20 protein-coding genes are annotated in these 19,948 nt (G+C 71.7%); 10 read left to right on the top strand and 10 right to left on the bottom strand.

The window, feature by feature from the left end; translation table 11 throughout:
• Positions 1-24: 24 nt before the first annotated feature.
• The 4 genes from pqqA to ACU436_RS36465 all read right to left on the bottom strand — a co-directional run bounded on the left by pqqA (position 25) and on the right by ACU436_RS36465 (position 3,749).
• Complete coding sequence (pqqA, locus tag ACU436_RS36480) at positions 25-117, bottom strand: pyrroloquinoline quinone precursor peptide PqqA (protein ID WP_345603549.1); 93 nt, start codon at positions 115-117, stop codon at positions 25-27.
• Positions 118-163: 46 nt separating this feature from the next.
• Positions 164-1,855: a PQQ-dependent dehydrogenase, methanol/ethanol family gene (locus ACU436_RS36475; protein ID WP_459031653.1), complete on the bottom strand. Its 1,692-nt coding sequence runs from the start codon at positions 1,853-1,855 to the stop codon at positions 164-166.
• Between the two features lie 16 nt (positions 1,856-1,871).
• Positions 1,872-2,339: an MSMEG_3727 family PQQ-associated protein gene (locus ACU436_RS36470; RefSeq protein ID WP_459031652.1), complete on the bottom strand. Its 468-nt coding sequence runs from the start codon at positions 2,337-2,339 to the stop codon at positions 1,872-1,874.
• Between the two features lie 336 nt (positions 2,340-2,675).
• Positions 2,676-3,749 carry a class 1 fructose-bisphosphatase gene (locus ACU436_RS36465; RefSeq protein WP_459031651.1) on the bottom strand — a complete coding sequence of 358 codons (1,074 nt, stop codon included), beginning with the start codon at positions 3,747-3,749 and terminating at the stop codon, positions 2,676-2,678.
• A 179-nt stretch (positions 3,750-3,928) separates the two neighbouring features.
• Here ACU436_RS36465 and ACU436_RS36460 point away from each other — a divergent pair, with 179 nt between their 5' ends.
• Genes ACU436_RS36460 through ACU436_RS36450 form a run of 3 tightly spaced genes read left to right on the top strand, consistent with a single transcriptional unit; the run spans position 3,929 to position 6,395 of the window.
• A complete protein-coding gene (locus tag ACU436_RS36460; protein WP_459031650.1) occupies positions 3,929-4,927 on the top strand; it encodes a class I fructose-bisphosphate aldolase in 999 nt (332 codons plus the stop codon).
• A gap of 20 nt (positions 4,928-4,947) precedes the next feature.
• Positions 4,948-5,631 (top strand): ribulose-phosphate 3-epimerase, encoded by a 684-nt coding sequence (gene rpe, locus ACU436_RS36455; protein WP_459031738.1) that lies wholly within the window; start codon positions 4,948-4,950, stop codon positions 5,629-5,631.
• Positions 5,628-6,395, top strand: a complete 768-nt coding sequence (locus ACU436_RS36450) for an HAD-IA family hydrolase (RefSeq protein ID WP_459031649.1) — start codon at positions 5,628-5,630, stop codon at positions 6,393-6,395. The genes rpe and ACU436_RS36450 overlap by 4 nt, the downstream gene beginning before the upstream one ends.
• On the opposite strand, the gene ACU436_RS36445 is transcribed toward ACU436_RS36450, so the two are convergent.
• Together ACU436_RS36445 and ACU436_RS36440 are read right to left on the bottom strand one after the other, a co-directional pair.
• Positions 6,337-7,671, bottom strand: coding sequence for an MFS transporter (locus ACU436_RS36445; protein WP_459031648.1), 1,335 nt, complete (start codon positions 7,669-7,671; stop codon positions 6,337-6,339). The genes ACU436_RS36450 and ACU436_RS36445 overlap by 59 nt on opposite strands.
• Positions 7,672-7,752: 81 nt before the next feature.
• On the bottom strand, positions 7,753-8,370 hold the full coding sequence (locus ACU436_RS36440) for a TetR family transcriptional regulator (RefSeq protein WP_459031647.1): 618 nt from the start codon (positions 8,368-8,370) through the stop codon (positions 7,753-7,755).
• A gap of 109 nt (positions 8,371-8,479) precedes the next feature.
• Between ACU436_RS36440 and ACU436_RS36435 the strand changes: the two genes are divergently transcribed.
• The 4 genes from ACU436_RS36435 to ACU436_RS36420 all read left to right on the top strand — a co-directional run bounded on the left by ACU436_RS36435 (position 8,480) and on the right by ACU436_RS36420 (position 13,086).
• Positions 8,480-9,319: a MaoC/PaaZ C-terminal domain-containing protein gene (locus ACU436_RS36435; RefSeq protein WP_459031646.1), complete on the top strand. Its 840-nt coding sequence runs from the start codon at positions 8,480-8,482 to the stop codon at positions 9,317-9,319.
• A complete protein-coding gene (locus ACU436_RS36430) occupies positions 9,316-10,131 on the top strand; it encodes an alpha/beta fold hydrolase (protein ID WP_459031645.1) in 816 nt (271 codons plus the stop codon). Before ACU436_RS36435 ends, ACU436_RS36430 begins: the two co-directional genes overlap by 4 nt.
• Positions 10,128-11,753, top strand: a complete 1,626-nt coding sequence (locus ACU436_RS36425) for an AMP-binding protein (protein ID WP_459031644.1) — start codon at positions 10,128-10,130, stop codon at positions 11,751-11,753. Before ACU436_RS36430 ends, ACU436_RS36425 begins: the two co-directional genes overlap by 4 nt.
• 133 nt (positions 11,754-11,886) lie before the next feature.
• Positions 11,887-13,086, top strand: a complete 1,200-nt coding sequence (locus ACU436_RS36420; protein ID WP_459031643.1) for an aminotransferase class V-fold PLP-dependent enzyme — start codon at positions 11,887-11,889, stop codon at positions 13,084-13,086.
• 10 nt (positions 13,087-13,096) lie between these two features.
• On the opposite strand, the gene ACU436_RS36415 is transcribed toward ACU436_RS36420, so the two are convergent.
• The 4 genes from ACU436_RS36415 to ACU436_RS36400 all read right to left on the bottom strand — a co-directional run bounded on the left by ACU436_RS36415 (position 13,097) and on the right by ACU436_RS36400 (position 16,201).
• The gene (locus ACU436_RS36415) at positions 13,097-13,795 is read right to left on the bottom strand and encodes a class II aldolase/adducin family protein (RefSeq protein ID WP_459031642.1); all 699 of its coding nucleotides are present in this window, start codon (positions 13,793-13,795) and stop codon (positions 13,097-13,099) included.
• Positions 13,785-14,585, bottom strand: a complete 801-nt coding sequence (locus tag ACU436_RS36410; protein ID WP_459031641.1) for an ABC transporter ATP-binding protein — start codon at positions 14,583-14,585, stop codon at positions 13,785-13,787. The genes ACU436_RS36415 and ACU436_RS36410 overlap by 11 nt, the downstream gene beginning before the upstream one ends.
• Entirely contained in the window at positions 14,582-15,232 is a 651-nt protein-coding gene (locus tag ACU436_RS36405; RefSeq protein WP_459031640.1) for an ABC transporter permease, read from the bottom strand. The genes ACU436_RS36410 and ACU436_RS36405 overlap by 4 nt, the downstream gene beginning before the upstream one ends.
• A gap of 210 nt (positions 15,233-15,442) precedes the next feature.
• Positions 15,443-16,201, bottom strand: coding sequence for an IclR family transcriptional regulator (locus ACU436_RS36400; protein WP_459031639.1), 759 nt, complete (start codon positions 16,199-16,201; stop codon positions 15,443-15,445).
• 90 nt (positions 16,202-16,291) lie between these two features.
• On the opposite strand from ACU436_RS36400, the gene ACU436_RS36395 reads away from it, so the two are divergent.
• From ACU436_RS36395 to ACU436_RS36385, 3 genes are all read left to right on the top strand, one after another.
• Positions 16,292-17,329 carry an amidohydrolase family protein gene (locus ACU436_RS36395; protein WP_459031638.1) on the top strand — a complete coding sequence of 346 codons (1,038 nt, stop codon included), beginning with the start codon at positions 16,292-16,294 and terminating at the stop codon, positions 17,327-17,329.
• A 2-nt stretch (positions 17,330-17,331) separates the two neighbouring features.
• Complete coding sequence (locus ACU436_RS36390; RefSeq protein ID WP_459031637.1) at positions 17,332-18,984, top strand: FAD-dependent monooxygenase; 1,653 nt, start codon at positions 17,332-17,334, stop codon at positions 18,982-18,984.
• A 193-nt stretch (positions 18,985-19,177) separates the two neighbouring features.
• On the top strand, positions 19,178-19,816 hold the full coding sequence (locus ACU436_RS36385) for a GPR1/FUN34/YaaH family transporter (protein WP_459031636.1): 639 nt from the start codon (positions 19,178-19,180) through the stop codon (positions 19,814-19,816).
• The last annotated feature ends 132 nt before the right edge of the window (positions 19,817-19,948 follow it).

Below are 19,948 nucleotides of genomic sequence, written 5' to 3'. Positions count from 1 at the left end.
CCTTCTTACAACCCGTGCGTCGGCTCAGGACTCCGAGCGCGCGACGTACATGGTCACCTCGGGGGCACACCCGAACTCCTCGAACTCGGGGGCCTCCCACTCGGTGGTGGTCTCCACACCGTCACCTCCCTTCCACGGTTCCGGCGGCGTGTGGTTGCGCTAGCTAGCTCTCGGGCAGGGCGAACGCGAACAGCGCGTCGCCCGCGCGGGCTCCGAGCAACCCGGGAAGGAAGCCCTCGATCCAGCCACCCCAACCGGTCGGCACCGCGATGTACTGGCGGCCGTCGACGCTGAACGGGGTGGGGCTGCTGTGGTGCCCGCTCCCGCACTGGAACGACCACAGCTTCTCGCCGGTCGTGGCGTCCAGTGCGACGAACTCACCCGTCGGCGTGCCCTGGAACACGAGCCCGCCCGCCGTGGTCAGCGTCGAGGCGCACATCGGGTACTCGTTGCGCCAGCGCCACTTCTCCTCGCCGGTCAGCGGGTCGATGGCGGCCACGTACCCGTAGAAGTCCTCGAGGTCCACGGCGACGCCCGCGCCCCAGTACGGCATGCTCTCCTTGAACTCGCGGCGCCGGCGGGTGGCCGTCGCCCCGACCTCCTGCACCGGCACGTAGATCAGCCCGGTCTGGGGGTTGTAGGACATGTGCGTCCATTCCTTGCCCCCGGCAGGCCCCGGCCAGAAGTGGACCGGCTCGCCTTCCTTGTCCGGGTACACCTTCGGGGTGACCTTCCCGTCGGGGGTGATCTCCCCCCAGGTGATCCGGTCGACGAAGGGGAACACCCGCACCAGCTCGCCGTTGGTCCGGTCGAGGACGAAGAAGTACCCGTTCTTGTCCGCGTGCGCGAGCAGCTTGCGCCCGTCGGGGGCGTCGAAAAGGACGTTCTCCATCGTGGAGTCGTAGTCCCACAGGTCGTGCGGGGTGAACTGGTAGTGCCAGCGGATCTGGCCGGTGTTCACGTCCACCGCGACGGTGCTGTCGGTGTAGAGGTTGTCGCCCTCGCGGACGCCGCCGTCGAAGTCGGGCGCCGGGTTGCCCGTCCCCTGGAACAGCAGCTCCAGCTCCGGGTCGTAGGTGGGGGTGACCCAGCAGTTCGCACCGCCGCGCTGCCACGCCTCGCCGTCGTCCGGCCAGGTCTCCGAGCCGGGCTCGCCGGGCTTGGGCACCGTGTAGCAGCGCCAGCGACGCTCGCCGGTCTGGGCGTCGAACGCGTCCAGGTGCCCGCGGACCCCGAACTCGCCGCCCGCGCTCCCGACGATGACCATGTCCTTCACGATGAGCGGCGCGACCGAACCGCTCTCCCCGGCGCGCACGTCACCGTTGGCGACGTCGAAGACGACCTCGCCGTTCGTCGCGTCGAGTGCCACGAGGTGGGCGTTGAGGGTGTACATGTACACGCGCCCGTGTCCCACGGCCACGCCGCGGTTCACGTTCCCGCAGCACAGCGAGACGTCGTACGGGGAGGCGTGCTTGTACCGCCAGAGCTCCTCGCCGGTCTTGGCGTCCAGGGCCCAGACCTTGCCGTCGGGGCCGGAGACGAACATGACCCCGTCCACGACGAGCGGTGAGGCCTCGAAGGAGTAGGTCGAGGCGCCGGAGTGCATGCCGGTCATGCCGGCCTGGAACACCCACGCGGGGGTCAGGCGCTTGACGGTCTCCTTGTTGATCTGGTCCAGCGTGCTGTACCGCTGGCCGTCGTAGGCCCCGTAGTAGGTGAGCCAGTTCTGCGGCTCCGAGCGGGCGTCCAGAACGCGCTCGTGGTTGACGCTCTGAGCGACGTCGGGCGCGCTCCCCTTCACATCGCTGAGCGATGTGAGGCTGACGGCCCGACCTGCGTCGACGTATTCGGTCATCCTCTGCTCCTCTCTTCTACGGGCGGGGCTGGGCGGGACGGTCGAGCTTGGCTTCGGCCGGAACTTCCCCGCCGATGACGATTGCCCCGGTCAGACCGCGGCCTTCGTCGTTACCGGTCGTGGAGCCGTACCAGTAGGTGCCCGGGCCCTGGAGGTTGAGGGTGGCCGACCCCTTGGAGTGGTTCACCAGCCAGATGATCAGTTCGTGCCCGATGTTGGGCAGCACCGCGCAGTGGGTGTTCTTGTCGTCGTTGATGAGGGTGAGTTCGAGCTCGCCACCGTGGGGCAGGATGAGGATCCCGGGCTCCCAGCACAGCTCGTCCTCCGGGATCCGGACCGTGGCGGTCATCCGGCCGTCGGGTCCCTCCTCGGCGTACCCGATGGTCCCGGTTCCGAGCAGCCGGCCCAGGGCTTGCCTGTTCTGTCCGTCCAGGCCCGCCGCGGCCAACTCGGCTGATCGGTCACCTGAGAAAGTAGTCGTCATTGAGCACCCTTCTCCGTCGGCATGCAAAAACCGATATGAATGATCCAGAGAAATATGGCTGATGATTCGCCCTGATGGGCACCGTCACTGATCTCGGTGCGGATCGAGATGAGATCTGATCGGGAATGTCCGCGTCGTCCTGATTGGCGCGGTGGCGGCGTCAGGGCGGAGATTCTCCCACTTCGACCCCTTTGTTTCAGTGCGGTATCGCAAAAAGTACCGTACAGTCTGGATGATTGACGCGGCAAGAGCGGGGACCGGGATGTGTGATCTTTTCCCGCTCGTTGGCGAAGAGCTACCGTTCGTAGGAGCTTCCGCCCCGCTGGCAGAGACGTTTCAGCCGGTCCCGACGCGGAACAGGCCGCGCTCGCCGTACAGGGGCGAGTCGTGCGGGTGGTCGTTGTGCTGCTGGTGGTAGCGGTCGATCAGCGCGACCTCGTCGGCGGCCCCGAAGATCAACGGGATGCGCTGGTGCAGGTCGGCGGGGGCGACGTCGAGCACGCGTTCGCGTCCCGTGCTCGCCATGCCTCCGGCCTGCTCGATGAGGAACGCGATGGGGTTGGCCTCGTAGAGCAGCCGCAGCCGGCCCGGCTTGGCCGGGTCCTTCGTGTCGCGGGGATAGAGGAACACCCCGCCGCGGGTGAGGATGCGATGGGCCTCCGCGACGAGGGAGGCGACCCAGCGCATGTTGAAGTCCTTGTGCCGCGTCCCCGCCCGGCCGGTCAGGCACTCGTCGACGTACCGGCGCACGGCTGGTTCCCAGAACCGCCGGTTCGACGCGTTGATCGCGAACTCGCTCGCGTGCCGCGGCACCCGGACCGCCTCCCGGCTGAGGACGAACTCACCGAGCGCCGGGTCGAGGGTGAAGGTGTGCACGCCCCGACCGAGGGTCAGCACGAGCATCGTGGCCGGACCGTAGAGCGCGTAACCCGCGCAGGCCTGCGCCGTCCCGGGCTGCAGGAAGTCCTGCCTCGCCGCGTCCACCCCGGGCCGGGGCGCGCGCAGGATCGAGAAGATGCTGCCGACGGACACGTTCACGTCGATGTTGGACGACCCGTCGAGCGGGTCGAAGACCAGGAGGTAGTTGCCCCGCGGGTGCTCCGCGGGCAGCAGGTGGGGTTCGTCGAGCTCCTCCGAGACCATCCCCGCGAGGCGGCCGCCGCGCTCCGTCGCCCGCAGGAAGTAGTCGTTGGCGACCAGGTCCAGTTCGTGCTGCACCTCACCGTGGACGTTGGTCCGGTCGGTCCGGCTCGGCGGGTCGCGCAGGGCGCCCGACGAGACCCGGTTGGCGACCGCCTTGCAGGCCAGCGCGACGTCGCGGACCAGGGAGTTCAGGTCCGCGCACGCGGTGGGATGGCGGCGCCGTTCTTCGATGAGGAACTGCGCGAGCGTCGTGTGGTCGGCGAGCATGGTCCGGAGGTTGCCTGCAGGCCCGGGTGTGGCCATCCCCCTCGCGGGGGGCCGGTTGGGGGTGGCGGACGGCGTGGGATCCGGCGTTCCCCCGGGTGTCTCCCCAGGATGGGTGAGGTCAGGTCGGTCCGCGCGTCCCTAACGTCCGATGGGGTTCGTCGACGGAAGGAACTCCCGACATGGGTTCGTGCAGGCAGATCGCGGCGCAGATGGTGGCACCCGGGAAGGGTGTCCTCGCCGCGGACGAGAGCGTCGCCACGATGTCCGGCCGGCTGGAGAAGGCGGGGGTCGAGGCCACCGTCGAGAACCGGCGCCGCTACCGGGAGCTGCTCGCATCGACACCCGGGCTGGCCGACGGCGCCTCGGGGATCATCTTCTGCGACGAGACCCTCCGCCAGACGTTCGCCTGTGGAACGCCGTTCGCCCACGGGGTGCGGGCGCTGGGTGTCCTGCCCGGCATCAAGGTCGACACCGGGGCGAAGCCCTGCCCGGGGCTGCCCGGCGAGACGGTCACCGAGGGCCTGGACGGCCTGCCGGCCCGGCTCGCGGAGTACGCGCAGATCGGTGCGGCGTTCGCCAAGTGGCGCGCCGTCCACGTGATCACCGACGGGTTGCCCAGCGCGGGCGCCGTGCGCAGCAACGCGAACGCCCTCGCCCGCTACGCGGCGGCCTGCCAGGCGGCCGGGATCGTGCCGATCGTCGAGCCCGAGGTCCTGATGGACGGCGCCCACTCGATCGAACGCTGCGCGGAGGTCACCGCCGAGGTCCACGCCGCGGTCCGGGAGGAGCTCGGTCTCCTCGGCGTCGACCTCGCCGGGATCGTGCTCAAGCCCAACATGGTGATCGAGGGCAGGGACCACGCCGACCGCACCGCACCGGTGCGGGTCGCCGAGGCGACCGTCGAGGTGCTGCGCGCCTGGCCGGACGAGTTGGCCGGCGTCGCGTTCCTCTCCGGCGGGCAGCCGCCGGAGCGCGCGACCGCCAACCTCGAGGCGATGCAGTACCACCTCACGCCGTGGCCGCTGACGTTCTCGTTCGGCCGGGCGCTCGTCGACCCGGCGCTGGCCGCGTGGCACGGCGACCCGGCACTGGTCGAGGCCGGTCAGGCCGCGCTCGGTGAGCGCGTCGGCGCCAACGCGACCGCAGTGCGGCTGCGGGCGCAGCTGCAGCCGGCGTGACCCGCGAGGAGGCGGACGTGATGGTGCGGACGGGGTCGCCGCTGCTGGTCGCATCGGTCCTGCCGGCCGATCTCGCCGACCTGGGCCGGGAGGTACAGGAGATCGAGAAGGCCGGCGTCGACCGGATCCAGTGGGACGTGATGGACGGCAGGTTCGTCCCGAACATCACCTTCGGCCCGGACGTGATCGCCTCGTGCCGAGGGCGGGTGGACCTGGGGTTCGAGGCGCACCTCATGGTCGAGGATCCCGATCCGATGCTGTCCCGGTGGGTGGACGCCGGCTGCGGGATCGTCATCGTCCACGCGGAGGCCACCCGGCACCTGCACCGCACCCTGGGCCGGATCCGTGAGCTCGGCGCGCAGGCCGGGGTGGCGCTCAACCCGGCCACGCCGTTCGCCGCCGTCGAGCACGTGCTCGACCTGGTCGACCTGCTGCTGGTGATGACCGTGAACCCGGGGTTCGGCGGGCAGGCGTACCTGTCCGGGATGGAGCCGAAGATCGCCGAGGCCCGGGCGGAGATCGACCGGCGGGGGCTGGACGTCGAGCTGGAGGTCGACGGGGGCATCGGCACCGGCACGATCGCGGCCGTCGCCCGGGCCGGTGCGCGGGTGTTCTGCGCCGGGTCCGCCCTGTTCAGCGGCCCGGGGACGATGACCGACCGCGCGCTCGCGCTGCGCGCCGCGGCGTCGGCGCAGATCCCGTGACCGGGACGGCGGTGGACAGCGAGCTGCGCGCGGTGATCTTCGACGTCGACGGCACCCTCGCCGACACCGAACGCCACGGGCACCGCCCGGCCTTCAACGCGGCGTTCGCCCAGCACGGCGTGGACGTCGAGTGGGACGTCGCCGAGTACGGTCGCCTGCTCGAGATCACCGGGGGCAGCCGGCGGATCGCCGCGGACCTGAGGGCCCGCGGCCTCGGCGACGGCGAGGCCGACGAGCTCGCCGCCCGCGTGCACCGCACGAAGACCGCCCTGTTCACCGAGCGCGTCCTGAGCGGCGCGGTCGTCGCCCGTCCCGGGCTGCCCGAGCTGGTCGCCGACCTCACCGGGGCGGGCATCCGCCTGGCGGTGGCCACCACCGGGCGCCGGTCGTGGGTCGGGCCGCTACTCGACCGGCTGCTGGGCGCGTACCCGATCGAGGTCGTCGTGACCGGCGACGACGTGGCCGAGCTCAAGCCCGATCCCGAGGTGTACCTGCGGGCCCTCGCCGGGCTCGGCCTGCCGGCCGCCGAGGCGCTGGCCGTGGAGGACTCGGCGGTCGGGTTGCATGCGGCGACCGCCGCGGGCCTGGCCACCGTCGTGGTGACCAACGGCTACACCGCCGACCAGGACTTCCCCGGCGCGGCAGCCGTGCTGCCCGGGTACGACGGGCCGGAGCCGCTGGACGCGCAGCAGTGCCGCAAGTACCTCAAGCCTTCGCGAGGGCGGCCGACGTCTCGTACAGGTCGCGGCCGAACCGTTCCTTGATCGTCGCGACCGCGACGAACGTCAGCGCCGCGCACGCGATGATGTACAGCGCGACCGACCACGACGCGCCGGTCGCCGCCAGCAGGGCAGTCATGATGAACGGGGCCAGCCCGCCGGCGAAGACCGACGCGAACTGGTAGCCCAGCGACGCCCCCGAGTAGCGGACGTCGGCCGGGAACATCTCGGCGTAGAGCGTGGCCTGGGGGCCGTACATCGTCGCGTGGATGGTGAACCCGATGACCAGAGCGAGGAGCACCAGTGGCACGGAACCCGTGTCGACCAGCCAGAACATCGGGAACGCGAACACCGCCATCAGCACCGTGCCGGTGAGGTAGAGGCGCTTGCGCGAACCCATGCGGTCGGTGAGCGCGCCGAACAGGGGCATGGTCACCACCTGGGTGAGCCCGGCGGCCATCACGCACCACAGGATGGTGGTGCGGGACATTCCCACGGTCTTCGTCGCGTAGTCCAGCATGCCGCTGATCAGGATGTAGAAGGTGGCGTTGACGACGAAGAAGGCGCCCGCGGCCTGCAGGATCTCCCGCCAGTACCGCCGGACCGCCTCGGCGAGCGGCGCCTTGCGGAGCCCGGCCTCCTGGCGGGAGCTGATCGACTGCTGCCGCAGCTCGCGGAACACGGGGGTGTCCTCGATGCGCAGCTGGACGTACGCGCCGATGACGACGAGCACGAGCCCGGACAGGAACGGGATCCGCCAGCCCCACGCGAGGAACTGCTCCTCGCCGAGCACGGCGGTGAGGACGAGGAAGAACAGGTTGCCCGCCACGGCGCCGAAGATCGCGCCGGTCTGCACGAGGCTGCCGTAGAAGCCGCGCCGTTCGGGTGGCGCGTGCTCGGTGAGCAGCAGCGCCGCGCCGCCCCACTGGGCCCCGACGCCGATGCCCTGCACCAGCCGGGCGACGACGAGCAGGGTCGGTGCCCACGATCCGATCGCGTCGTAGCCGGGCAGGATGCCGATGGCGAACGTGGCCAGACCCATGATCAGCATGGCGGCGACGAGCGGGGGCTTGCGGCCGAAGCGGTCGCCCACGTGCCCGGCGATGATCCCGCCGAGCGGGCGGGCGACGAACCCGACCGCGAACGTCGCGAACGAGGCGAGCGTGCCCGCGACGGGGCTCGCCGACGGGAAGAACAGGTGGCCGAAGACGAGCGCGGCGGCGGTCGCGTAGATGAGGAAGTCGAACCACTCGAGGGTGGTGGCGAACACGGCGGCGGCGGCAAGCCGGCCCATCCGCTGCGGGGGAGCGTGCTGGTCCATCTCTGTCCACCTCCGGGCTGCGGCGGCGCGGCCGTGGGGAGCTAGGTACGAACGATCGTTCTTACGCTAGCCGACCCGGCGTCAGCGCGGAAGGGGGGCCTCCAGCAGCGCGAGTGCGTAGCGTGCCTGCTGCTCGGCGAGCTGCCCCCGCGAGAGCCGCCCGTCCGGGCGGTACCAGGACGCGATCGCGCCGATCCCGGACAGGATCGCGCGCGAGGCGTCGGTGGCGTACGGCGTGCGGAACTCCCCGCTCGACACGCCCTGCGCGACGATCTCCTCGAACGTGCCCTGTGTCGTGTCGCGCTCGGCCACCAGGGCGGCGCGGTCGGCCGGCTCCAGGTAGCGCACCTCGTTCGTCGAGACGAGCATCGCGATCTGGTGGTCGACCACGAACCCGACGTAGGCGCGCACCGCCTCGCGCATCCGCGAGCTGGCGTCGTCCCCGGCGTCGGCGACCGCGCGCCGCACCCGCGCCTGGAGCTCGTCGTTGGCGTGCTGGAGCACCTCGGCGAGGAGCCGGGACTTCGAGGGGAAGTAGTTGTAGAGGTTCGAGAGGCTGGTGCCCGCGAGCTTGGCGACGTCGCGCATCGACGCGCCGTTGAAGCCCTTGCGGCCGAACGCTTCGAGCGCCGCGTTGAGGATGGCCGCTTCGTTCCGCCGGCCGGTATCGGCGATCAGGGTGGCGGAACGGGTGTTCATGCCGCCGAGCGTACGGCACCCGAACCCGCGCCGAGCCCGCTTGACAGGGGTGCCGACGGCGTGCTTCGTTGGGCGACAGGAACGCTCGTTCGTGTCGAAAGGGGCGGACATGGCCGGATCCGGCCCGTACTTCGAGGACTTCGAGGTCGGGCGCACCTTCACCGGTCCGGAACGCACACTCTCCCCGGCCGACGTCGCCGCGTTCGCCGAGCTCAGCGGCGACCGCCACCCCATGCACAGCGCGGGGCGGCCCGGCGGCGGGCGCCCGCTCGTGCACGGTCCGCTCGGCATCGCCTGCTTCTTCGGATGGCTGTACGAGCGCGGGCTCGCCACCCACGTGGAGGCCGCCCTGGACACCCGCTGGCGCTACCTCGCGCCGCTCCACCCGGGTGACGGCGTGCGCTACGAGATGACGATCACCCGGGCCCGGCGGACGTCCGCGCTGGTCAACGGCGTGATCGGGCGGCACGTGCTCGTGCGCGACCAGCAGGGTGTGATCGTCCAGGAGGGCGAGACCGCCGCGCTGGTCACGGCTCGCGACGCGGCGGGCGACGACGGGCGGCGGATCGGGCGGGCGTTCCCCGACGCCGGCTGGGCCCGGCACCTGGGGGAGCGGCTCGCGGCCTCCTCGGCGTTCACCACCGCGACGAGCACGTGGGACGGGGCGATCGGCCTGCGGTTCGGCGAGGACGTCGTCCAGTTCCGGATCTACCGCGGCCGCGTGCTCGACGCCGGAGCGCGCACCCCGGCGGGACCGGCGTTCGTGCTCGGCGCACCCGACATCACCTGGGTGCGGCTGCTGACCGGGCCGGTCAACGATTTCACGAAGCGCACGATGCGCGGCGAGTTCACCGTCAGCGGCAGCGCCTACGAGTACCTGCGGCTGACCGGCGCGCTCGTCGCGCTCGTCGACGAGGCCCGTGCGTTCGCCCGCGAGGAGGCGTCGTGATCCGAGCGCACGACCTCCACGTCGCGGGGAGCCGCGCGTTCGTCCTGGAGGAGGGCGAGGGCGTCCCGGTGCTGTGCCTGCACACCGCGGGCCAGAACGGTGTCCAGTGGCGGGACGTGCAGTCCGACCTGGCCGCGCTCGGCTACCGGGTCGTCGTCCCCGACCTGCCGGGGCACGGCCGCTCCGAGCCGGCCCCGCGCGGGCCGGTGCGCGACCTCGGCGACTACGCCTCCTGGTGCGGGGAGCTGATCGACCGGCTCGGCATGGAGCGGCCGTTCGTCGTCGGGTGCTCGATCGGGGGCGCGATCGCGCTGCAGCTGGCCGTGCGCCGCGGCGACCGGCTGGCCGGAGCCGTCGCGATGGCGGCGCACGGCGGCACGGACGCCGCCCGGATGCTCTCGGTCGGCGGCCTGGAGCGCGAGCTGGTCGACGCCGCCGCGCCGAGCCGGTCGGACCGGACCTACCACGGCACGCTCGCCGTCGTCGGCGCGAGCGTGCCACCGGAGCGGGCCGAGCTGATCGCGCGCATGCACCGGCGGGAGGACCCGGAGGTCACCACCAGCGACCTCATCGGCTGGGTCACCCACGACGTACGGTCCGGACTGCCCGGTGTCGGGTGCCCCGTGCACCTCGTCGCGGGCGAGGACGACCTGTGGCTCGACCCGGCCGACGTCCGGCACGCCGCCGACCTGATCCCCGACGCCCGTTGCACGTTCCTGGACGGAGTCGGCCACTACCCGATGGAGGAGCTCCCCGGCTTCGCGGCCACGCTGGACGGGTGGCTCACCGACCTGGCGAGGACGTCCCCATGACCCTGGGTGATCTGCTCGCGGACGTCGTCGGGACCGGCCCCAACGCCGTGCTAGTGATCGACGGGGAGGACGACGTCCGGGTCACCCGCGGTGAGTTCCTCGCGCGCACCGTCGCGCTGCGGGACGCCCTGCGCGAGCGCGGCGTCGGGGAGGGCGACTGCGTCGGCGTCATGCTGCCGAACTGGTCCGACGGGCTGGTCTGGCAGTTCGCGGTGGCCGCGCTCGGCGGGCACGTCATCGGCATCAACACCCGTTACGGCGTCGGCGACATCGCGCACGTGCTGGAGAAGGCACGCCCGGTCGTCGTCGCGGTGGCGCACGACTTCCTCGGCATCGACCTGTCCGGGCGGCTGCGCGAGGCGCTCGCCGCGGCCGGCATCCCCGCGCCGGAGGTGGCCGTGGTCGCCGGGCCCGGTCGCTCGCCCGTCGACGTGGCCGCCGCGGCCCGGCACGACGTCGGCGCCGGCACCTGGGTCCCGCCGGAGCCCGCCGGCCCGGCGCCCGACGCCGGCACGCTGCGCGGCGGGCCCGACGCGCTCGCCGTGGCGTTCACGACGTCCGGGTCCACCGGCCGGCCGAAGCTCGCCGCGCACCTGGGCAGCGGCGTCGCGACGCACGCGCGGGCCGTCGCCGCGGCCGGCGGGTGGGACGGGTCGTCCGTCAGCCTCGTCGTGCTCCCGCTGTCCGGGGTCTTCGGGTACGTGCCGGCGCTCGCCGCGATCGCGGCCGGCGGCGCCGTCCTGCTGGAACCGCGCTTCGACCCGGCGCAGGCGGTGCGCCACATGGCTCTGCACCGCGTCACCCATCTGGCCTGCGCCGACGACATCAGCGGCCGATTGGTGGACGCCTGGCGTGCGCAGCCCACCGACCTGTCGTACTGGCGTCGGCTGCTGCTCGCCGACTTCTACGGCGGCTCCGGCGCCGTCGCCGCATGGGCCGAGGACGAGACGGGCACGCCGGCGTCCGGCGTCTACGGCTCCAGCGAGGTGTTCGCACTCACCTCGTTCTGGCGCCCGTCGGTCCCGGCGCCGCAGCGGTGGCGCGGCGGCGGCAGCCCCGTGTCGGACGGCATCCGGGTGCGCGCCGTCGACCTGTTCACCGGGGCGCCGCTCACCGGCGACGAGCCGGGCGAGCTGCAGTTCCGCGGGTACAACGTCGTCGACGGCTACCTCGGCGACCACGACGGGGCGATCCGCGCCGCCGCGTTCACCGACGACGGCTGGTTCCGGTCCGGCGACCTGGGCACGGTGCGCCCCGACGGTTCCTTCGCCTACCTGAACCGCATCGGCGACTCGTTGCGGCTCAAGGGGTTCCTCGTCGATCCCGCCGAGATCGAGAACCGGCTGGCCGAGCACCCGGACGTCGGCCGCACGAAGGTCGTCGGGATCGACGTGTCGGGCGAGACGCGCGCGATCGCGTTCGTCGAGCCCGCCGAGGGCGCCACCCCCGACCCGGTGGTGCTGCGCGACTGGTGCGCGTCGACGCTCGCGCGCTTCAAGGTCCCCGAGACCGTGCACGTCATCCCCGAGATGCCGACGACGGTCGGTACCAACGGCTCGAAGATCCGCGCGGCCGCCCTGCGCGAGCTCGCGGAGCGGCTGGCCGCGCGGAAGGCCGTCTGAGGCGGGACTCCGTGCCGGCGGCGTCTCCCCCTCGGCCTCCCCGTTGCGGGGGATCCCTCGCCTCCCCGTCGGAAATAGCGTCTCCATCGCCTGGTTCCGACGACGAGGAATGCGAGCCGACATGGCGCACGGCATGACCCATCTCTTCGTGCCCGGACCGACGAACGTGCCCGAGGTCGTGCGCCGTGCCCTCAACGTCCCGATGGAGGACCACCGCTCGCCGGACTTCCCCGCCCTCACGTCCGGGTTGTTCCGCGACCTGAAGCTGCTGCTGCGCAACGTGACGGGGCGGGTCTTCATCTACCCGTCGTCGGGCACCGGCGCGTGGGAGGCCGCGATCAGCAACACGCTCGACCGCGGAGACCGTGTGCTGATGTCGCGCTTCGGGCAGTTCTCCCACCTCTGGGTGGACATGGCGAAGCGGTTGGGGCTCGACGTCGTGTGCATCGACGTCGAGTGGGGCGCGGGAGTGCCGGTCGACGAGTACGAACGCCAGCTCGTTGCCGACCCGAGCATCAAGGCCGTCCTCGTCACGCACAACGAGACGGCCACCGGTGTCACCTCCCACGTCGCCGGGGTGCGCCGGGCGATGGACGCGGCGGCATCCGACGCGCTGCTGTTCGTCGACGGGGTCTCGTCGATCGCGTCGATCGACTTCCGGCAGGAGGAGTGGGGTGTCGACCTCGCGGTGACCGGCTCGCAGAAGGGGCTGATGCTCCCGGCGGGTCTGTCGATCCTCGGCGTGAGCGAGAAGGCGATCGACGCCGCGAAGCGGGCGACGATGGAGCGCTGCTACTTCTCGTTCGAGGACATGATCGCCACCAACGACGTCGGCTACTTCCCCTACACGCCGCCGGTTCCGCTGCTCCACGGGCTGCGCGCCTCGCTCGACCTGCTCTTCGACGAGGGCCTCGATCTGGTGTTCGCGCGGCACCACCGGCTCGCGGAGGGGGTGCGGCACGGCGTCGCGGCCCTGGGTCTGCAACTGTGCGCGGTCGCGCCCGAGTGGTACTCGGACACGGTCTCGGCCGTACGGGTACCCGACGGTGTCGACGGCGCGGAGGTCTGCCGGATCGGCTACCACCGCTACCGCACGTCCTTCGGCGGCGGGCTCGGCCGGCTCGCCGGGGAGGTGTTCCGGATCGGTCACCTCGGCGACCTGAACGAGGTGTCGTGCCTGACGGCGCTAGCGGCCGCCGAGATGGCGCTGGCCGATGCCGGTGCGGACATCCGGCTCGGCGCGGGTGTCGCCGGCGCCCAGGCCTACTACCGGAGTGCCTCGGCCGCCGAGCCGCCGGTCCTGTCGACCACGGCACCCCCGGCCCCTCGTTGAACGGTCCGTCTCACGCCTCGCTTAGCTGCATGTAGTAGGCCCACCGTCCCTCGACACCGGCGGTCTGGCCGCGCAGGGTCTCGATCTCGTCCGGGGTGATGACGCGGGGTCGTAGGCCGGTGCTTGCCGCCCGCAGCGACGCTTCCGCGAGCTGCTCGAGCATGGCCGCGCCGACGGTCGCGTGCGGGATGTCGGCGGCGACGCTGACGATCCCGTGCCCCTGCAGGTGGCAGAACGGCTCGTCGCCGAGGGCCGCGGCGAGGTCGCGCCCGAGATCGGGGCTGGTGACCAGCACGGGGTGCGGCCAGGTGGGCGGGTTCGTCGGGACGAACGTCGCGGGGACGTGCAGCGTCGGCTCGATCGGCTGCCCGAGGACGCCGGCCAGCGTCGCGGTGGGCTGGTGGGTGTGCACGACGGCGCCGACGTCGGGCCGGGCCCGGTAGATCTCGGTGTGGATGAAGACCTCCGCCGGTGGCTTGTCGGCGCCGTCGAGGAGGTTGCCGTCCAGGTCGACGACGACCATGTCGTCCGGTCCGAGGGCGGCCATGCTGCGGATCCTCGGCGAGTGCTTGGGCTTGACGACCACCCGGTCGGTGCCCGGCACGCGGGCGCTGCAGTGACCCAGGTAGTCGACGAGCCCCAGGGTGTCCAGGATCCGGCCGGCCTGCGCCACGAGCTCGCGGAGTTCCTTCTCGTGCTCAGCCGGCATTCTGCAACTCCAGTTCCATGGACACGCGGACCTCTTCCTCGATGAGCTGCCAGACCTCGTCGACGAGGCCGATGAACTCGGGGGAGCGTTTGGAGGCGAGCTCCCGCGGGCGGGGGAGCGGCACCGGGATGTCGGCCTTCACCGTGCCGGGGCGGGCGGTGAGGACGACGATCCGGTCGGACAGGAGCACGGCCTCGTCGATCTGGTGCGTCACGAAGAGCACGGTCTTGCGGCTCTCCTGCCAGATCCGGACGAGCTCGGTCTGCATGATCTCGCGGGTCTGCCCGTCGAGCGCGGCGAACGGCTCGTCCATCAACAGGACGTCGGGGTCGACGGCGAGGGCACGCGCGATGTTCGCGCGCTGCCGCATGCCGCCGGACAGCTCGTGCGGGTACGAGCCCGCGAACCGCGGGATGCCGACGAGCTGGAGCAGCTCCCGGGCCCGCTCCCGGCGCTCGGACCGGCTCTGACCCTGGAACTCCAGGCCGAGGCAGACGTTCTGCTCGATGGTGCGCCAGGGCAGGAGGCGGTCCTGCTGGAACACGAAGGCCCGGTTCGTGCCCGGACCCGCGACGGCCGCCCCGTCCAGCCGCACGGCGCCGTCCGTGGGGGCGATGAGACCGTCGACGAGGCGCAGGAGGGTGCTCTTGCCGCACCCGGACGCCCCGACCAGGCTGACGAACTGCCCCTCGTCGATCGAGATGTCGATGTCCTGCAGCGCCTGCACCTCGGAGCCGGTGCGCTGGAACACCTTGCCGAGGTGGTCGATGTGCAGCTTCGGTGCGGTCATGCAGCCTCCTCCTGCGCGACGCGCCACCGGCCGATCCGGCGCTCGGCGGCGATGAGGGCCGATGTGATGAGGACGCCGACGACGCCGAGCAGGCAGATCCCGACGAACAGCGCGCGCGTGTCGAAGGTCTCCGCGGAGCTCTGGATCAGCAGGCCGATGCCCGCCCGCGCGCCGAACAGCTCCGAGACGACGACGCCGACGAGGCCGTGGGCGGCAGCGAGCCGCAGGCCGGCGATCACGGAGGGGAGCGCCATCGGGAGCTTGATCTTGAGGTAGCTCTGCCACGGCGAGGCGGCGTAGGCGCGGGCCACCTCGACGAGCTGCTGATCGGTCGTCGAGAACCCGTAGTAGGTGTTCACGAGGATGGGGAAGAGCATCACGATCGCGCAGATGGCGACCTTCGACTCGACGCCGAGGCCGAGGATCAGGATGAAGAGCGGGGCGAGCGCGATGGTCGGGGTGGCGTTGAGCGCGGACACCCACGGGTCGAGCACGTCGCGGACGATCCGCGACGACGCCATCGCCACGCCGGTGAGCACCCCGACCACGACCGCCATCACCAGGCCGAGCCCGTAGGACTGCGCGGAGACGGAGATGTCGGTGGCCAGGCTGCCGTCGGCGACGAGCTCGAGGAACCGTCCCCACACCGCGCTCGGTCATGACGAGCGTGTGGTCGTCGCCGTCGGCGCGACCGCCTCCGCCGCACCCGGCGGCGGCCACGATCGCAGCGACCGCGACGAGCGCGAGAAGAGGTTGTCGCATGCGCATCGGCGCGCTCCAGTAGCACTATATGAGAACTGAATCTCTCAATGTGCGACGGAAGGTAATGTGGGATCCGGCGACCGTCAAGGGTGGCCTCAGAGCGTGTAGGAGGCCACCGCGTCGCGGATCCGGGTGGCGTAGGCGCGGAGCGCGAAGATCGCGGACTGCTTGGCGTCCTCGCTGATCCGGGCGGCGGGGCCGGCCATGCTCAGCACCGTGGGGCGCTGGCCACCGAGGTCGATCGGCACCGAGCAGGCCCACACGCCCTCGTCGAACTCCCCCCAGCTCACCGCGTACCGCTGCGCGGTCGCCTCGTCGATCTGGTCGCGCAGCTCGGGGCCCCGTTCCTGCAGCAGAGCGGGCAGGTGGCGGGCGCGTTCGGGCTCGGGGAGGCAGGCGAGCAGCATCTTCCCGGAGGCGCCGACCCCGAGCGGGACCGAGTGCCCTGGCTGGAAGGTGAGGCGCATCGGGCGTTCGCACTCCACGCGGTCTGCGCAGACCGCGGAGCCGCCGAACAGCTGGAAGAGCATCACGGTCTCCCTCAGCTCCCGGGCGGCGTCCTCCATGAACGGGCGCGCGAGCCGGGCCAGGTCGTTGGCCAGCTGCGCCGCTCGTGCGAGCGGCATCACCTGGGACGTGACGTGGTAGTGGCCGGCTCTGCCCTCCTCGATCAGCTGGAGCTCCTTGAGCAGGGCGACGTAGCGGTACGTCGTCGCCACGGGGGTGCCGATGAGCGCGGCGAGCTCGGCGACGCTGGCCTCGGGCCGGTGCTCCGAGAACGACAGGAGCAGCTGCAGCACCTTGCGTGAGCTGCTGGCGCCCACCGTGCGCCGTGGTTCTGCTGGTTGGGGCATGTTGACCTCGCCGCGCCGACCGTTCTACTGTCGCTCTCACACTTGCAGAGCACGTTAGCACGATGTGCGAACCCCTCGCGGGAGGCCACCATGAAGATCGACTCGTTCTGCCACGTCCTTCCCGGGGAGTACGCGCGGCGGTTCTTCGCGCTCGACGACGCGCCGGCGCTGCGCAACCTGCAGAACCGCACGCGGAACATCCCGTCGCTGGTCGACCTGGACGTCCGCTTCCGGCAGATGGACGAGTTCGGCGACTACAAGCAGATCATCAACGTGGCCGCACCGCCGCTGGAGGACTTCGGCGACCCCGCCCGCTGCGCCGAGTTCGCCCGCATCGGCAACGACGGACTCGCCGGGCTCGTCCGCGACCACCCCGACCGCTTCGCCGGCTTCTGCGCCGCGGTGGCGCTGAACGACGTGGACCGTGCGCTCGAGGAGGTCGACCACGCGTTCGACGAGCTGGGCGCGCTAGGGGTGCAGATCTACTGCCACGTCGGCGGTCACCCGCTCGACGAGCCGCGCTTCGACCCGTTCTGGGAGAAGCTCGCCGCGAGCGGCAAGCTGGTCCAGGTCCACCCGAACCGCAACGCCGCGTGGCCGGACTACCCGACCGAGAGCCGTTCGCGCTACGAGATCTGGTGGGCGCTCGGGTGGGAGTACGACCTGTCGGTCTTCATGGCGCGGATGGTGTTCTCCGGGGTGCTGGAGCGCTGGCCCGACCTGAAGTTCCTCATCCACCACGGCGGCGCGATGATCCCGCACTTCGCCGGGCGCGTCGGGCCGGGTTGGGACCAGCTGGGGGCGCGCACCCCATCCGACCAGAAGGCCGACGTCGAGGGATATCCGCTGACGAAGCGGCCGCTGGACTACTTCAAGATGTTCTACGCCGACACCGCTTGCTTCGGGGCCGGTGACGCCCTGCGGACGTCGATCCGCTTCTTCGGGGTCGACCGGATGCTGTTCGCCTCCGACAGCCCCTACGACCCGGAGAAGGGCCCCGGCTTCATCCGCGCCACCATCGCCAACCTCACCGAGCTCGACCTCACCGACGCCGAGCGCGACGCCATCTACCGGGGCAACGTCACCCGGCTGCTCGGCCTGGACAGCAAGGCCGTGACCGCGGGCTGACCATGGACACGCAGGTGGTGATCGCCGGGGGCGGTCCGGTGGGTCTGACGCTGGCGATCGAGCTGGGGCAGCAGGGGATCGCGGTCCGGCTGGTCGACAAGCGCCCGGCACCGGGCCGGCTCCCGAAGATGGAGCGGTGCAACGCCCGCACCATGGAGAACTTCCGCCGGCTCGGGCTGGCCGGCCGGATCCGGGCCGCGGGCCTGGCGGGCGACGTGCCGATGGACGTGTTCATCTGCCTGGACAACCTCGTCAACGACCCCCTCGTGCACCACCCCTACCCGTCGGTGAACGCGCTCAAGGTGGCCTACCGCGAGGTCCGGGACGGCAGCGTGCCGGCGGAGCCGTACCAGCTGATCTCGCAGTACACGCTCGAACCGCTGCTGAGGTCGGCCGCCGAGGCGACACCGGGCGTCACCGTGGACTTCGGTCACGAGCTGGTCGGCTTCGACCAGGACGACGCCGGGGTGACCGCCACGGTGCGAGCGCTCGACGGCACCACCTCGACCCAGCGCTGCGACTACCTCGTCGGCTGCGACGGCGGCGGCAGCACGGTGCGCCGCCTGCTCGGGATCGAGCTGCGGGGCGAGTCGCTGCTCGAGATGCGGCAGGCCCTGTTCGCCAGCGAGGACCTGTTCGACCGGATCCCCATCGGCAAGGGCCGGCACTACCACGTCGCCGACGGCACGTCCTCCTTCCTGATCGTGCAGGACGACGAGGTGCACTTCTCGCTGCACGCCACGGTCGGCAGCGACGAGGAGATGCCCGAGCTCTTCGAGAGGATCGTCGGGTTCCCGATCTCGTACGAGACGGAGTACGTGGGCACCTGGCGGCAGCGGCTGATGGTGGCCGACCGGTACCGGGTCGGGCGGGTGCTGATGGCGGGCGACGCGGTGCACCTGGTGATCCCCACCGGCGGGTTGGGCATGAACACCGGGCACGGCGACGCCGTCGACCTGGCCTGGAAGCTCGCCGGAACCCTGCACGGCTGGGCGGGGCCCGGCCTCCTGGACGCCTACGAGGCCGAGCGGCGGCCGATCGGGATCCGCAACGTGGCCGCGTCCCGGAAGGCGTCCACCGGGCGCCGGGCGTGGCGGGGGATGTGGAAACCGGACATCGCCGACGACACGCCGGAGGGGCGGGCCACCCGCACGGCGCTCGCCGAGCGCGCCGACCGTGAGCAGCGGTGGAGCAACGACCTGTACGGGATCGAGCTGGGCTACCGCTACCTGGGCTCGCCGCTCATCCGGCCCGATGACCAGGACGGGCCCGACCCGGACAGCTTCCGGTACGTGCCGACGACCTGCCCCGGCGCGCGACTCCCGCACGTCTGGCTCGACGACGGCCGGCCGATCCAGGACGAGCTCGGGCGCGAGTACACGCTGCTGCGGGTGGGCCGTGCGCGCGGCGTCGCCGTCGACGGGCTGGAGGCGGCGTTCGCGGCGATCGGGGCACCGCTGCGCGTGTACGACGTCGCCTGCGCCGATGCCGAGCCGGTGTACGGGTACGGACTGCTGCTGGTGCGCCCGGACCTCCACGTGGCGTGGCGAGGTGATGGGCCGCCGGACGATCCGGACGCGCTCGCGGCGCTGACCACGGGGTGGATGCGAGTGACGGCGGAGGGTGGCCGCGACCGTGGGTGTCATTTTCACTGACGAATAGGTCAGGGTGATGATTTCGCGTGACGCATGCCGCCCAGGCGGCTGCGTCGCAGGTCACAGCGCGGGCATCGCGGGATCTTGAACGAGTCCAGTCGATTCGGATAGTTCCCCGATCGGTTCGTGCGCCCTCACCCTTCTGGCATCCGGCGGAGTCGCTGGTCCGATCGTCTCAAGGAGGAGTGATCGCATGAGCGCGGAGATCGAACTCGAGCGCACCACCACCCCTGTCGAGGCCCCTGCTGCCGCACCCGTGGGCAACCCGGCCCTCCTCGGCCTGATGACCCTGCTGCCTTCCGGGATCACGCTGGGCCTGTGGTTCGTCGGCTACCTCGACACCGCGACGCTGGCCGGCGGCATGATCCCGGCCGTCGCGCTGTCCGCGGGCCTCTTCCAGCTCATCGCGGCGGTGTGGGCGGCCACGCTGGCCGCCAACTGCGTCGCCGCGATCTTCGCCTTGTTCGCGGCGTTCTGGCTGAGCTTCGGGTTCCTGCTGATCGGCGCGACCAGCGGCTGGTGGGGCATCACGACGGACAACCTGACCTCGGTCCAGTCGACCTACCTGCTGTCGTTCCTCATCGCGTTCGTCCTCATGACGCTGGCGACGCTGCGGCTGCCGCTGGCGTTCACCGCGGGCTTCGTGTTCGTGGTCGTCACGTTCGCGCTGGCGTACCTCGGCGTGAGCACCGGCAACGCCGGACTCTTCCCGATCGCGGGCATCACGACGTTCGCCTTCTGCGCGATCTTCGGATACATCCTGGTCGACGGGATCAACCAGGACCTCGGTGGCACCGCGGGGCTCCCGATGGGGAACCCGGTGGTGCGCTGAGCGGCTGAACCGCCTCGTCATCGTCCGACTCGGGCCCGCTCCCCGGTGGTACGGGCCCGTGTTCGCGAGCCGGACCCGTGGAAGCGCAGGTGGCTTCCACCGGTCCGAGATGGCGGCGGCCGCGGCGAGGGT

This window comes from Pseudonocardia wallangbongensis, from assembly GCF_054486945.1.
This window is presented reverse-complemented; position numbering and strand designations above follow the sequence as displayed.